The sequence below is a fragment of the Bizionia argentinensis JUB59 genome (genome assembly GCF_000224335.1).
GTDB lineage: Bacteria > Bacteroidota > Bacteroidia > Flavobacteriales > Flavobacteriaceae > Algorimicrobium > Algorimicrobium argentinense.
The window spans coordinates 19,563-35,027 of record NZ_AFXZ01000037.1 but is presented as its reverse complement, the minus strand read 5'-3'; the positions used below and the strand labels follow the sequence as shown (position 1 = coordinate 35,027).

The following is a 15,465-nucleotide window of genomic DNA, read 5'->3' as shown; positions in this document are numbered from 1 at the left end:
ATTTCAATTTTGAAGAAATGAAGTATTTATTCTTCGTCTGTTTGTTAGCAACCTTTATTAATAATGGGTTTGCACAAAATATATCTATTAACGATACATTTACGGCAAAAGAACTTATTGAAGACCGTTTAATTGAAGGCTGTGTAGAAATTTCTAATGTACAATCAATTATAAACGGAACCATTAATAACATTAATAGTTTTGGTTATTTTGACCGTGGTGACTCCTCATTCCCTTTTGCAAATGGTATTCTTTTATCTACAGGAGCGGCCGTATCTGCGGGAAATTCCATCAATACAACCCCATTAAATGACGGCGATGTGGATTGGCTCACTGATCCTGATTTAGAAACTGCTTTAGGACTTACCAATACATTAAATGCCACGTCTATCGAGTTTGATTTTAAATCCATTTCTAACCAAGTTCAGTTTAACTATATTCTAGCTTCAGAGGAGTATTTCGATAATTATCCTTGTCAATATTCCGATGGATTTGCATTCCTGATCAAAGAAGCTGGTACATCAGATCCTTATATTAATGTCGCTTTAATTCCAGGAACTATTATACCCGTTAACACGAGTACTATTCATGAGGAAATTGTAGGGTTTTGTCCTGCAGAAAACGAACAATATTTTGATGGCTACAATTTAGGTGACACCAATTTTAATGGAAGAACAATAGTTTTAACGGCATCGGCAATTATCCAGCCTAACGTAAAGTATCATATAAAATTAGTTATTGCCGATCAACGTGATGAAAACTTCGATTCCGCTGTTTTCATTGAAGGCAATAGCTTTAATTCTTCTGTAGATCTAGGTCCTGATATTACAACCTGTGCTAATAGCGTTACTTTAGACGGTAACATTCAAAATTCTTTAGCAACTTACACATGGTTAGAAAATGGCACACCACTAATTGGAGAAAACAGTTCAACCTTAATAGTAAATTCTTCAGGTATTTACACCGTTACTATCTCAATTCCTATAAACAATACTATTTGTGAAATTGAAGATACGATTTCAATTACTTTAAATTCGGAACGAGCGGTGGAGTATATTCCTGATTTTATAGTTTGTGACGACGTTAGTAATAATGGTGTTGAGACCTTCGATTTATCAATAAAAGATTCAGAGGTTTTGGCAGCCGTTCCAAGCGGGAATTACACTATTTCATATCATTATAATACCAATAATGCGCATGTCGGTAGTTTCCCTATAACCACACCCACAAAAAACACAACAAACCCGCAAATAATCCATGTACGTATTTTGGATGTTGACAATGGCTGTTTAACTTTTGGAACTTTAAACCTAATTGTAAACCCGTTACCAACTATAACCCCGCCTTCATTATTAGAAGTCTGTGACGACAGCAACGGTGATGGTTTTACGCTAATCGATTTGACCGTGAAAAACACAGAAATCACTGGCGATAATCCAAATTTCGAAACCACTTATCATTATAATCAAACCGATGCCGAAAGTGGTGAGAATGCCGTTCCCAATCCCTATTCCAATATTACACAAAACGATCTGCTTTTTGTTAGTGTTGTAGACTCAAGAACTGGCTGTCGAAACACAACAACTTTGGGTGTAAGGGTTTTAGATAGTCCGGATATTGATAGCCAAACTCATACTATTGATGCTTGTGCACAAGACGATGGTGGTTTTGAAATTTTCGACTTAACATCTATTATTGACGATGTTTTGGATGGCTTAATAAATGTTAGCACATCGTTCCATGAAACCAATGAAGATGCTCAAACAGACGCTAACCCGATTTCTAATATTACAAATTACACAAACACTGTACGAGATTTTCAAATTATCTTCATCCGTGTAGAAGACAATACAACTGGCTGTGCTTCCATTGCCAGTATTGAATTACACGCTAATTTATTGATAAATAAAAGCAATATTCGGAATTTCTCGCTTTGCGATGACGCATCTAATGATGGTATTGCCATATTTAATCTCGAAAACATTGCCAATACTATTACTAGTGGTTTAATAGCTACGACTATTACTTTTTATAAAAATGCAACCGATCAAGCTGCAGGAACCAATCCTATTGCTACATCCACTCCATATGAAGTAACCCAAACACCACAGAAGTTATTTATAACACTTAAAAACTCATATTGTAGCGTTGGTTCAGAAATTGATCTGATAATTCTTCCTGCCTTAAATTTACCAACTTTAGGTTCAGTTACCCTTTGTAGTTCAGATGACGACACTTTTACTTCCGTAGATTTATATAGTTTTAATAACTATGTGCTAACAGGAGTTCCTAGAGGGCGTATTAATTATTTTCTTTCAGAAGAAAATGCCATGAATAATACAAATCGTCTACCCAGATTTTATAATAACGTGAGCAATCCATTTGTATTATATGTTCGCGTTCAAAATGCTTCAGGCTGCTATGATGTGCAGCCATTAGAAGTTGAAGTGCTACCAGCGCCATTAAGCACAAAGCCCAGCGATGAAATTATCTGCGATGACGATCAAGATGGTTTTAGTATCATTAATTTAGAGGCTAAAGTTTCAGAAATCGTTAGTAATACGACCAACTTAAGTATTAATTTTTACAGATCCTTGACTGAAGCTGAAAACGATTACGATAGAATTACAAACACCACAGCATACAACGCCGATACGCAATCTATTTTTACTAGAATTGAACGCATATCTACAGGCTGTTTTAATATTGAAAGTTTTGAAATCATAGTTAATACTTTACCAGTCTTTACTACGATTTCTGATTTTAATAATTGCGAAACAGACGGCGATCAAATAGCTGAATTTATCTTTGAAGATAAAGATGCTGATATTATAAATGGGCAAACTGGCAAACGTGTTATATACTTTGAAAATGCGACAGATGCTTTGAACAACGCCAATAGTATTGATAAAACAAGTGTTTATGAAAACAAATCAAATCCACAGCTCATTCATGTTCGTGTAGAAAACATCAGTGACACCAGTTGTTTTGGCCTGAGTACATTTTTTATTGAAGTCGGATCGGTTCCTATATATAATGCACCAGTAAACATCTTTTTATGTGATGATGTTTCGAATGACGGCCAAGAGCTTTTCAATTTAACCGCTATCCAAACTCAAATAAGCGCTGGTAGCACGGATAACTTAACAATTACTTTTTATGAAAGTTTCCAGGATGCCGATAACGCTGAAAATCCAATCGATTTAAATTACACCAATCAAACCAATCCGCAACAAATATTTACACGTATTGAAAACGGCACCTATTGCCATGGTATTGCACAGTTTGGATTAAACGTAATCAAAGTTCCTCGTGTAAATCAAGCATCAAAAATGATTAATTGTGACACAGATGCGGATGGTTTATCCACATTTGATTTAACCGTAGCAACATTGGAAGTACTCGACATTAGAAAAGATGATATTTTAGTAACCTATCATGAAACGGTAATAGACTTGGCGGATAATATTAATAATATTCCCAATCCACAAGCTTATAATAATATTATAAATCCACAAATGGTTTATATTCGTGTAACCAATACGGTTTCGAAATGTTACGTAATGGTACCTCTAGAATTAGAAGTAAATTTACCGCCACCTTTAAACCTCATTTCTAATTTCCCTATTTGTAATACCGTAGATAACAGTTTCGATTTACAGGAAACAACTGAAGCTTTAATAGGAAATCAAGAAAATATAGAATTGACGTTTTACATATCGCAGACACAAGCTGAAACAGCTCAAAACGCATTAAACCCCAATTACAATTATAGTTCTTACAGCGATATTCTTTACGTTCGGGCAGAAAACACCCTTACTAGCTGTTTTACTATTAGCAACTTTACTTTAGTAGTTAACCCAAGCCCAATTGCTATTTCACCTCCTAATTTAGAAACTTGTGATGACGATTTTGATAGCATGTTGATTTTTGATCTTTCCGAACAAACACTAACAATTTTGGGAGGTCAAAATCCTGCTGATTTTGTAGTGTCTTATTTCGAATTAGAAATTGAAGCCCTCGAAAACGTAAATCCTATTTCTGATTTAAACTACAACGCTTTTCATGAACAAGTAATTTACGTCCGTGTGCAAAATAAAGCAACAAATTGTTTTAATACCACAAGCTTTATCATTTTTGTTTCACGAAAACCATTTGTAGAAATTTCAGATCAACCGGTATGTATAGATAATTTACCGCTTGTTGTTTCAGCAGCAACGGGTTTTGATACAGATACTTATTTATGGTCTACAAACGCTACCTCATCAGAAATTGAAATCACAGAAATAGGTTCTTATTCGATAACAGTAAAATCCCAATTTGGCTGCATCACTTCTGAAACCTTCAACGTTATCGAATCTGAATCGGCAACTATAGAATTCACGGAAACCGTAGATTTCTCAAACCCGAATAACATTACCGTTACTATTAGCGGTATTGGTGATTATGTATATATTTTGGATGATGGTGAACCGCAAACATCCAATGTATTTTATAACGTGACTATCGGGCCACATACCATTGAAGTTTATGATTTAAACGGCTGCGCATCCACAATGAAAGATATTGTTATTATTGATGCGCCATTGTTTTTTACCCCTAATAATGACGGCCAAAATGATACGTGGCATATTACAGGTGTCAATCAAATTCCAGGAACTATAGTTTATATTTTTGATCGCTATGGAAAGTTACTAAAAACATTAAATCACACATCCATTGGTTGGGACGGCACATACAATGGTGCTAATATGCCAACGGACGATTATTGGTTTGTAGCCAAAGTTAAAAAAGGTGAAATTTCTTTTGAAGTCAAACGCCACTTTACCCTAAAACGCTAATAAAATAATAAGCAAAATCGTAAACTGATATTGTAAATTAAAACAATCAATCTTCTGAAGATCAAAACAATAAAAACAACACCAGCAGTTCTAATTTAGATATTCCATTTATTTAAAATAATTAATAGGTAATGATAAAAAAAATTTACGACTAATTTTAATGGTGTTTCCACCACATACTTAATGCTAGAATAGACAATCAAAGCGCTCTACTTATATGATAGATTTTCCGTAATTTTGCAACCTGAAACGGATATTATTAAAGTCTTAATACCCTATCTAAATAATTAAGTGCGGAAAGTCTCGATACTTCGGGAACAGCAAAAACTATCAATAAGGATACATGAAATTCAAAATAAAATCCGATTTTAAACCTACTGGCGATCAACCCCAAGCTATTAAAAAACTAGTAAAAGGTATTGACACAGATGAAAAGTACCAAACACTTTTAGGTGTTACCGGGTCTGGGAAAACATTTACGGTTGCAAACGTTATTGAAGAAGTGCAAAAGCCAACTTTGGTATTAGCGCATAATAAAACATTGGCTGCTCAACTATATTCGGAATTTAAGCAGTTTTTCCCTGATAATGCTGTGGAATATTTTGTGTCTTACTATGATTATTATCAACCGGAAGCTTATATCCCTGTTTCAGGGGTTTATATTGAAAAGGATTTATCTATAAACGAGGAAATTGAAAAAATGCGATTAAGCACCACATCCTCCCTACTTTCGGGTCGGCGTGATGTTATTGTTATTGCATCCGTATCTTGTTTATACGGTATTGGAAACCCAGTGGAGTTTCAGAAAAATGTTATTTCTATTGAACGCGATGAGGTTATTTCAAGAACCAAATTATTACACCGCTTAGTACAAAGTTTATATTCCAGAACCGAAGGCGAATTTAATCACGGTAACTTCAGAATTAAAGGAGATACGGTAGATATATTTCCTAGTTATGATGATCACGCTTTTAGAATTCACTTTTTCGGTGATGAAATAGAAGATATTGAAGCGTTTAATGTTCAAACAAATGAAGTTATTGAAAAGTACGATCGACTGAATATTTATCCAGCCAATATGTTTGTAACATCACCGGATGTCTTGCAAGGCGCTATAAAAGGCATTCAAGACGATTTGGTGCTGCAATACGATTACTTTAAAGAAATAGGAAAACATTTAGAAGCCAAACGCTTAAAAGAACGTACGGAGTTTGATTTAGAAATGATTCGTGAATTGGGTTATTGTTCTGGTATTGAAAACTATTCTAGATATTTGGATGGCAGACAACCAGGCACCAGACCATTCTGTTTATTAGATTATTTTCCAGACGACTATTTAATGGTAGTTGATGAAAGTCACGTTACCATCTCCCAAGTGCATGCCATGTATGGTGGCGATTTTAGTCGCAAAGTGAATTTAGTAGATTACGGTTTCCGTTTACCAGCTGCTATGGATAACCGACCACTTAAGTTTGAAGAGTTTGAAGCGCTTCAAAACCAAGTAATCTATGTGAGTGCTACTCCAGCAGATTATGAATTGGAAAAAACGGGTGGTGTTTTTGTCGAGCAAATTATTCGTCCCACAGGTTTATTAGATCCCGTTATTGAAGTTAGACCAAGTTTAAATCAAATTGATGATTTAATTGAAGAAATTCATCTTCGTATTGAAAAAGACGAACGTATTTTAGTCACCACATTAACTAAACGTATGGCTGAAGAACTGACTAAATACTTGGAAAGAATTCAAATTCGTTGTCGTTATATCCATAGTGATGTGGACACATTAGAGCGTGTAGAAATTATGCAGGATTTACGTAAAGGCATATTTGATGTTCTAGTTGGTGTAAACTTACTCCGTGAAGGGTTAGACTTACCGGAAGTGTCGTTAGTTGCCATTTTAGATGCGGATAAAGAAGGTTTTTTACGTTCAGCGCGTTCATTAACACAAACAGTTGGACGTGCCGCCAGGAACCTTAACGGGAAAGCAATTATGTATGCTGATAGAATAACTAAAAGCATGCAAAAAACCATGGATGAAACCGAATATAGACGTGAGAAACAAATCGAGTACAATACGAAACATAATATGGTGCCAACAGCACTAAACAAAAGTTTAGATAATGCATTAACCAAAAACTCCGTAAGTACCTATAGTTATGCATTGGAAGCCGCCAAAGCTGCTGAACCTGAAAACCAGTATTTAAATAAAGGCGAATTAGAAAAGAAAATACGTGAAAATCGTAAAATGATGGAGCAAGCTGCAAAAGCTTTGGATTTCATGGAAGCGGCACAGTTCAGGGATTTGATAAAAAGTTATCAGGATAAATTAGAAAAATTAAAAGTGTAGTTAAGTAGTTAATTGTACTGCACTTTAAAAATATCAATCAATACATCGGCAGGAACAATTTTATTGGGAAACTCTTCCATTATATAAAGCACTTTATTTATAGACTCGTGACTTAAACCCATACGTAATCCATAATTATAAAGCTTTATTTCGCTTTTAAGAGTATGCTCAACATCAATATTCATCAGTAAGACTAGCCGATGAAATTGTACAATACGTTCGCTTTGAGATTTTAAATGAATATAAGTAATAGGATTTACAGTCAAATAGTCAAAATCCGCTCTACAAATACCTAATTGCTTAGCTATAGCTAAAAGAAAACTGTATTCTATTGGCTTTAAATCTTTTTCGTTATTAGCAAATGAGATCATCTCTGAAAGGAGACTTAATTTTTCAAGCTTGTTAATCATTTTAGAGGAATAGATTAATTATTAGCATTATAAAGATACACAGAAAGGCTATTTAATAATCCATGATAAATTGTAACTTGTCGAAAATTTAGATGCATTTCATCGTGTTTTTCTACATTTATTCAAAATTAACAACTCAATACAATGACTATCAATGCTTTACGGTTAATTTACGTTTCACCGATATTTTATGATTTACCGACTAGAATAAGTTCTAATTAACATTCAAAATGATACTATGACAGACAACATGACAAACAACGATATTTTTAAAAAATTACGTGTCGCATTGCAATTACGTGACGACGAAATAGTTAAAATATTAGAACTCGTAGATTTTAGAATAACAAAAAGTGAATTAGGAGCATTTTTCAGAAAAGAAGACCACCCTAATTACATGGAGTGTGGCGATCAGATACTCCGTAATTTTTTGAACGGTTTGGTTATTCATTTACGTGGACCTAAAGATGACAAGAAGCCTAAACCAGGTGTAAAATCTGCTGCAAAAGTAATTTCAAAACCAAAAGTAGATCCTGCTAAAAAACCGATTGCTAAACCTTCGGAAAGAAGAAATAAACCCAAATAGAATATTCGACTTTATAATTATCTATAAGTCGAAAGCAGTTTTCATTTTCATGCTAAAAACTAAAAAAGCTCTCAAATAAATTGAGAGCTTTTTTTATAATTAGAATATCTTAAATATAATTAAGATAATACTTCATGTACTTTATCAGCAGCTTCTTGGAATTCTGTAGCACTCATAACGGCTAATCCAGAATTATCAATCAACTCTTTTGCTATATCCGCATTGGTACCTTGAAGACGCACAATAATTGGCACATCAATATTACCCATGTTTTTATAAGCATCAATAACACCTTGAGCTACTCGGTCACAACGTACAATACCACCAAATATATTGATAAGGATTGCTTTTACGTTTGGATCTCTTAAAATTAATTCGAAAGCCATTTCAACTCGAGCTGCATCAGCTGTACCTCCAACATCTAAAAAGTTTGCTGGCTCACCACCTGCTTGCTTAATTAAATCCATTGTAGCCATTGCAAGTCCTGCACCATTAACCATACAACCAACGTTTCCGTCAAGGTCTACATAGTTAAGTCCAGCTTCTTGAGCTTCTACTTCAATAGGGTTTTCTTCACGTAAATCACGTAATGCAACATAGTCTTTATGACGGTATAATGCATTTTCATCCATTGTTACTTTTGCATCAACTGCCATGATTTTATCATCACTTGTTTTTAACACTGGGTTAATTTCAAATAATGAAGCATCAGACTTATCGTAAGCTGTATATAAAGCAGTTGCAAATTTGGTCATTTCTTTAAAAGCTGCACCAGATAAGCCTAAATTAAAAGCAATACGACGCGCTTGGAAAGGCATCATTCCTACAGAAGGATCTATTTCTTCTGTAAAAATTAAATGTGGCGTTTCTTCAGCAACGGTTTCAATATCCATTCCACCTTCCGTAGAATACATAATCATGTTACGACCTGTAGCACGATTTAAAAGAACAGACATATAATATTCTTCTGGTTCATTATCACCAGGGTAATAAACATCTTCAGCAACTAATACTTGATGAACACGCTTACCTTCAGCAGATGTTTGCGGTGTTACTAAATCCATTCCGATTATTTCACCTGCAATTCTTTCTACTTCTTCAAGGCTTTTAGCAATTTTAACACCTCCGCCTTTACCACGTCCACCAGCATGAACTTGAGCTTTAATAACATGCCAGCCAGTACCTGTATCTTCTGTAAGTTTTTTAGCAGCTGCAACAGCTTCTTGAGCATTTTGAGCAACTATACCACGTTGGATACGCACGCCAAAACTACTTAACATTTCTTTTCCTTGATATTCGTGTAAATTCATCTTATAAATTCGTTTGGAGTTTTCTCAACAGGAGAAAATAATTAAATTTTTCGTTGCACAAAAGTAATCAACCTAACGCTTTTAAACAATAATTTTTAAAAGTTGTTTGTGGAATGCCTTAAAATTTATTTTTCAAGAAGTTTCTTCGTTTAAACCCCACTTTCAGTTAGGGCATTTATAATATAAAAAATGTATTGTAATGTTGATATACCGAAAGTTTTTCAAGTCCATTGGCAAGCTAAAACAGCACGAATATTTAAATCCATGTCACAGATATACGGTATAACTTTTGAAGCATTAACTTTCAAATTCCATACAAAATCTACCGGTTTTAGTATTGCTTGAAACCTACTATAATTCTTCGGGTAGTGATGGATAAATAAGGGATTAGAAAAATAATTCATAAGTATAACATGAAACTATTTTGAATGTCTATAAAGATGGTAATGTTTTCACGCTATATTATTAAGTTAATAGCCTGTGGATGAAACAAAAAACTGTTCAGTATTTCAAAAAATATCATATTACAACCTTCAAGTCTTTTTGATAGTATTAATTTAAGATTTATGGACTTCAATGTATTTCTACGTTTTACACTTTTCTTAATTGCTCTTTTTTGATCCACATAAGCGTGAAAAACTATGCTACCAACATTAACTAGTCTCTGAATAGAGCAATTAGAACCTCATAAACTAAAAATGTAGATAAAAAAGATAGATACTTTATAAGTGTTAAAGTCAAAAATTGACTAAAAATGCTTGAATAAACCAATAACTGATTAACTTTAAGTAAAATAATAAAACAGTCTCATGAAAAAATTAATTTACCTTTTCATCGCATCATCAATACTTCTATTCAGCTGTGTTGATAAACAAGCTAACACACCAAATTCCGACAAGGCGACTGATTCTTCCTATTTCGATTATTCCAATAGCGACGATCAAAAAACAGGAGGCATTAAAATGATTCCCATTAAAACTGCCAAAGGCACATTCAACGTTTGGACAAAACGCATGGGTAATAATCCGAGAATGAAAGTGTTATTGCTTCATGGAGGTCCTGGTGGCACGCATGAGTTATTTGAAAATTTCGATGGCTATTTACCTAATGAAGAAATAGAATACATTTATTATGATCAATTAGATAGTTATTATAGCGATAAACCTAACGATTCAAGCCTTTGGACTATTGAACATTCTGTTGAACAAGTGGAACAAGTTCGAAAAGCTTTAAAACTTGACAAAGATAATTTTTATCTACTCGGACAATCTTGGGGCGGTATTTTGGCAATGGAATATGCGTTAAAATATCAAGACAATTTAAAGGGTTTAATTGTTTCCAATATGATGTCCAGTATTCCAGAATATGAAAAATATGCTGCGGAAGTTCTAGGTCCTCAACTACCAGAAAACGTCTATAAAGAAATAAAAGCAATGGAAGCAGCGGAAGATTTTGGAAACCCTCGTTATACGGAGCTCGTAACACAACATTATTACACCAAACACGTCTTAAATATGCCATTGGATGAGTGGCCTGAATTTGTTAATCGATCCTTTAAACACATCAATCCTAACATTTATATCTATATGCAAGGTTATAGTGAATTTGGGGTTACAGGAAATGCTACTTTAAAAGGTTGGGATATTTCTAACAGGTTAAATGAATTAGAAATCCCAACCTTAATGATTGGCGGCACTCACGACACCATGGATCCTAAATATATGACATGGATGAGTACCCAAGTGAAACACGGAAGAAGTTTAACTACAAATTCAGGGCATATCTCACAATATGATGATCCTGAAGCCTATTTCTCTGGATTAATACAGTTTATAAAAGACGTGGATAATGGCGCATTTTAAGAGAGTTACTTTTTTCAAAATCTTAATTAATCATCTGATTATAAATCATTAAAACAAACCAAATTAAAAAGATTTTTGATTATATTAATTCAAAAAATAATAGACTTGAACCATAGATATTAAAACTTTCTTTAGAAAGATTATGCTAGAACGTCAACTAAAAACCTGCCAGTATTGTTCCCCTTTTGGTAGCAGTTAAGGGCGGGTTTCTGTATTATGATAAAAATAATACTATACAATATAGACCTTGTTACTTATGCCAAAAAATTATGCGATAACATGACATTTGTAGAAATAGCCTTATGCTATTAAATAAAAAAAAATCGACTTCAACTTCAGCAGTCAGACATCTATTGACTATTAGGATGTAAAAGACAATCTAAATTGAATACTATCTAAAATAATAAAAACTTAAAAGCCATACCATTAATCTCTATAAGTAGGGGAATAATTGTTGACTAATGATTAAATTCAAAACTATTTTAAATGCCGTACTTATCAATTAAGTACACCAAACTCGCCATTGTGGCTGCACCTAATTCTAATTCGCGTTTATTTACATGCTCAAAAAGATCAGTGGCAGCATGATGATGATCAAAATAACGTTGAGAATCTGGACGTAATCCTGCAGAAACATTATTAGCCGTTTTTAAGGGCGCGACATCCGCTCCACTGTAACCTTTTTCAAAATGGTGAATTAAATACGGTTTGAAAAGATTTTTCCATCCTTCAATTTTTGTCATAAAAGCGTCATCACATTCAAAATCAAAACCTCGAGGCGTAAAACCACCCGAATCACTTTCTAAAGAAAATATATGATTTTCGCCTTTTTGTTTCGCAACTTCAGCGTACTTCAAGGCACCACGTAATCCGTTTTCTTCATTCATAAATAATACCACACGAATACTACGTTTTGGCTTGTAACCACTTTCCTTTAATAAGCGTAAAACATCCATTGACTGAACGACACCTGCACCATCGTCATGAGAGCCATCGCCCAAATCCCAAGAGTCTAAATGACCACCGACTATAATATATTCATTAGGAAATTCACTGCCTGTAATCTCCCCAATTACGTTATGAGATTCCACATCGTCTAATTGTCTACACGTCTGATTAAAAAAGAACTTGGTGTTTTTATCCAGCGTCAACATAGTGCTTAACTTTTCAGCATCGTTGGTGCTAATTGCTGCCGATGGAATGCGCTGAGAGATTGGTAGATTACCATACGTCATACTTCCCGTATGTGGAAAATCGTCTAAACGTAAATTCAAAGATCTAACAATAACGCCAACCGCTCCAAGTTTCCCTGCTTCCATAGCGCCTGAATAACGCTGATCTGCACAGCCACCATAAGCTTCAAAAGTTTGAATTATTTCCGGCTGCATAGCACGATTGAAAAACACAATCTTCCCAGAAACTGCTTCCTTCCCTAAGGCTTTCATCTCTTCAATACCTTGCACTTCAATTACTGCCGCTTTTAAACCACCAATTGGCGTAGCTATAGATCCACCAAGCGCACAAATATTTACCGTACTCGTACTTCCTGAAGACGATTCTAAAAAAGCGTATTCTTTGTTTCCTCTTACCCATTTTGGCACCATAACCGGTTGCAACCAAACTTTGTCCAAGCCTAAACTGTCCAACTCTTCTTTGGTGTAGGCAACTGCTCTTTCTGCGCTTAAAGAACCTGAAAGTCGACCACCAATTTGATTGGATAAATAATCCAACCACGAATAGCTTTTACCATTCGTTAATGATTGTGTGTAAATAGTTTTTAGCATTTCAGCATCTGATTGTGCAGACACATTAGCTATTATGAGAAAAATTAAAAGTGAAAGAATACGTTTCATAAATGATTACATGGGTTTAATATAGTTTTGAATTTACGGAGTTTTAAGCTTGGAAAGCTAAACAGTTTCTGAAATCACTCTGATTCTAACTGTTTTCTATAATCGTCTAAATTCATTTTAAAAGCATCATCCAATTCTGGTTCACGAATATCTTTATATTCTTTTAGTGTATCCAAAAGGATTTTAGCTACAATATAACGCGCCGTTGGTTTATCATCAGATGGGATGGCGTACCATGGTGCATGTGCTTTTGTTGTTCTAGATATGGCGTTTTGATAATATCCTTGATAACTATCCCAAAGTTTGCGTTCTTCCAAATCGCCCGGCGAAAACTTCCAGTTCTTATCCGGTTTATCTAATCGTCTTAACAAGCGATTTTTCTGCTCTTCTTTAGAAATATGTAAAAAGAATTTAAATATAATAGTACCGTTTTCGGCAATATGCTTTTCAAAATTATTGATTTGCTCAAATCGCCTATCCCAAAATGCATCATTAATATCCTCTAACGACTGTACATTCGGCAAGTTTTCTTTAAGTATATATTTGGGATGCACACGCGTTACTAAAACATTTTCATAATGCGTTCTATTAAAAACTCCAAATTTACCACGAGCAGGTAAGGCTACATAATGACGCCATAAATAATCATGTTTTAACTCTAAATCTGTTGGCGTTTTAAAACTATGTACAATGACACCTCTTGCGTTCAGTTCTTTAAAAACTTCACGGATCATACTATCTTTCCCTGCAGTATCCATGCCTTGAATACAAATTAGTACTGCATATTTTCCATGCGCATACATGGCATTTTGAATTTTGGCTAAATCCTTACAAACCTCTTGCAATTCATCTTTTACTTGACTTTTTTTAATACCTAAATCGTAAGTCGTTTCTATATTTTCTATATCAACATTTCGACTTACTCTAAAGTCTTCTGGTTTAATTGATTTCATAATAAAAGATCTTTACTTTGATTTATTTTATAAATATACATAATTACCCACGCATTTATAAGCCGATTGCATTTGGGTTTTATGCGTAAAAAAATATCAAAAAAAATGCCTGAACAGTTTCAGACATTTTAAGATTATTTAGAAGCGAACATTTTAACATCATCCTCGCTAATTTCTTTTTCACCTAAAATAATTAAGCGTTCTACCACATTTCGCAGTTCGCGAATATTACCTGTCCAATCGTATTCCTGAAGTTGCATGATTGCTTTATCAGAAAATGATTTTTTGACTGTTCCATGCTCATTTGATATTTTATCCGTAAAATATTCAATTAACAACGGAATATCTTCACGCCTTTCATTTAATGAAGGTACGTGAATAAGTATAACCGCCAATCGGTGGTATAAATCTTCACGGAAACGACCTTCAGCAATTTCAGTTTTTAAATTCTTATTCGTCGCGGCAATAACGCGTACGTCTACTTTAATATCTTTATCGTTACCAACACGTTGAATTTTATTTTCTTGAAGTGCGCGTAAAACTTTCGCTTGTGCGGATAGGCTCATATCGCCAATTTCATCTAAAAAAATCGTTCCGCCATTGGCAGCTTCAAATTTCCCGGCACGATCTTTTACAGCACTTGTAAAAGCTCCTTTTACGTGACCAAATAATTCACTTTCTATTAATTCTGAAGGTATCGCAGCACAATTCACTTCGACTAAACTACCTTTAGATCGATCGCTTTTTTGATGTAACCAATGCGCTACTAATTCTTTTCCAGTTCCATTTGGACCCGTAATAAGTACACGAGCATCGGTTTGCGCAACTTTTTCAATCATATCTTTAATATGATTAATAGCAGCACTCTCGCCAATCATTTCATAATTCTTACTAACTTTCTTTTTAAGCATTTTATTTTCAACAACCAATACTTTATTATCTAAAGCAATACGAACCGTATTTAATAAACGGTTTAAATCTGGTGGTTTAGATATATAATCGAAAGCACCCAAACGCATAGTATTTACGGCTGTATCCAAATCGCCATGACCTGAAATCATGACAATAGGAATCTCTGGTTTAATTTTTTTAGCAGCTTCCAACACTTCCACACCGTCCATTTTAGGCATTTTAATATCGCAAAAAACTAAATCGTAATCATTATCTCTAATTTTTTCAATACCCTCTAAACCATCAACAGCTTCTTCAACTTGGTAGGTATCATTTTCTTCTGAAAGAATCTTAACAAGCACACGCCTAATGGCAGCCTCATCTTCTATTACTAATATTTTTGGCATAACTA

The 15,465-nt window shown here is 34.2% G+C and carries 9 protein-coding genes; 4 read left to right on the top strand and 5 right to left on the bottom strand.

Annotated features, from left to right (window positions below):
- The first annotated feature begins 17 nt into the window (after nucleotides 1-17).
- Together BZARG_RS10550 and uvrB are read left to right on the top strand one after the other, a co-directional pair.
- On the top strand, nucleotides 18-4,841 hold the full coding sequence (locus BZARG_RS10550) for a T9SS type B sorting domain-containing protein (RefSeq protein ID WP_050807303.1): 4,824 nt from the start codon (nucleotides 18-20) through the stop codon (nucleotides 4,839-4,841).
- Nucleotides 4,842-5,184: 343 nt separating this feature from the next.
- On the top strand, nucleotides 5,185-7,188 hold the full coding sequence (uvrB, locus tag BZARG_RS10545) for an excinuclease ABC subunit UvrB (protein WP_008638177.1): 2,004 nt from the start codon (nucleotides 5,185-5,187) through the stop codon (nucleotides 7,186-7,188).
- Between the two features lie 8 nt (nucleotides 7,189-7,196).
- On the opposite strand, the gene BZARG_RS10540 is transcribed toward uvrB, so the two are convergent.
- On the bottom strand, nucleotides 7,197-7,598 hold the full coding sequence (locus tag BZARG_RS10540; RefSeq protein ID WP_008638146.1) for a hypothetical protein: 402 nt from the start codon (nucleotides 7,596-7,598) through the stop codon (nucleotides 7,197-7,199).
- Between the two features lie 250 nt (nucleotides 7,599-7,848).
- On the opposite strand from BZARG_RS10540, the gene BZARG_RS10535 reads away from it, so the two are divergent.
- On the top strand, nucleotides 7,849-8,184 hold the full coding sequence (locus tag BZARG_RS10535) for a DUF1456 family protein (RefSeq protein WP_040288513.1): 336 nt from the start codon (nucleotides 7,849-7,851) through the stop codon (nucleotides 8,182-8,184).
- 119 nt (nucleotides 8,185-8,303) lie between these two features.
- Here BZARG_RS10535 and sucC read toward each other — a convergent pair whose 3' ends face one another.
- Nucleotides 8,304-9,494 (bottom strand): ADP-forming succinate--CoA ligase subunit beta, encoded by a 1,191-nt coding sequence (gene sucC / locus BZARG_RS10530; protein WP_008638184.1) that lies wholly within the window; start codon nucleotides 9,492-9,494, stop codon nucleotides 8,304-8,306.
- A gap of 809 nt (nucleotides 9,495-10,303) precedes the next feature.
- On the opposite strand from sucC, the gene BZARG_RS10525 reads away from it, so the two are divergent.
- A complete protein-coding gene (locus tag BZARG_RS10525) occupies nucleotides 10,304-11,356 on the top strand; it encodes a proline iminopeptidase-family hydrolase (protein ID WP_008638175.1) in 1,053 nt (350 codons plus the stop codon).
- Nucleotides 11,357-11,838: 482 nt separating this feature from the next.
- Here BZARG_RS10525 and BZARG_RS10520 read toward each other — a convergent pair whose 3' ends face one another.
- The 3 genes from BZARG_RS10520 to BZARG_RS10510 all read right to left on the bottom strand — a co-directional run bounded on the left by BZARG_RS10520 (nucleotide 11,839) and on the right by BZARG_RS10510 (nucleotide 15,460).
- Complete coding sequence (locus BZARG_RS10520; RefSeq protein WP_040288510.1) at nucleotides 11,839-13,209, bottom strand: M20/M25/M40 family metallo-hydrolase; 1,371 nt, start codon at nucleotides 13,207-13,209, stop codon at nucleotides 11,839-11,841.
- A 74-nt stretch (nucleotides 13,210-13,283) separates the two neighbouring features.
- Nucleotides 13,284-14,162 (bottom strand): PPK2 family polyphosphate kinase, encoded by an 879-nt coding sequence (locus tag BZARG_RS10515; RefSeq protein WP_008638141.1) that lies wholly within the window; start codon nucleotides 14,160-14,162, stop codon nucleotides 13,284-13,286.
- A gap of 134 nt (nucleotides 14,163-14,296) precedes the next feature.
- Nucleotides 14,297-15,460, bottom strand: coding sequence for a sigma-54-dependent transcriptional regulator (locus BZARG_RS10510; protein WP_008638170.1), 1,164 nt, complete (start codon nucleotides 15,458-15,460; stop codon nucleotides 14,297-14,299).
- Between the last annotated feature and the right edge of the window lie 5 nt (nucleotides 15,461-15,465).

Coding starts and splice junctions, on each gene's coding strand:
- BZARG_RS10550 (WP_050807303.1), top strand. CDS start 18: ATGAAGTATTTATTCTTCGTCTGTTTGTTAGCAACCTTTATTAATAAT.
- uvrB (WP_008638177.1), top strand. CDS start 5,185: ATGAAATTCAAAATAAAATCCGATTTTAAACCTACTGGCGATCAACCC.
- BZARG_RS10540 (WP_008638146.1), bottom strand. CDS start 7,598: ATGATTAACAAGCTTGAAAAATTAAGTCTCCTTTCAGAGATGATCTCA.
- BZARG_RS10535 (WP_040288513.1), top strand. CDS start 7,849: ATGACAAACAACGATATTTTTAAAAAATTACGTGTCGCATTGCAATTA.
- sucC (WP_008638184.1), bottom strand. CDS start 9,494: ATGAATTTACACGAATATCAAGGAAAAGAAATGTTAAGTAGTTTTGGC.
- BZARG_RS10525 (WP_008638175.1), top strand. CDS start 10,304: ATGAAAAAATTAATTTACCTTTTCATCGCATCATCAATACTTCTATTC.
- BZARG_RS10520 (WP_040288510.1), bottom strand. CDS start 13,209: ATGAAACGTATTCTTTCACTTTTAATTTTTCTCATAATAGCTAATGTG.
- BZARG_RS10515 (WP_008638141.1), bottom strand. CDS start 14,162: ATGAAATCAATTAAACCAGAAGACTTTAGAGTAAGTCGAAATGTTGAT.
- BZARG_RS10510 (WP_008638170.1), bottom strand. CDS start 15,460: ATGCCAAAAATATTAGTAATAGAAGATGAGGCTGCCATTAGGCGTGTG.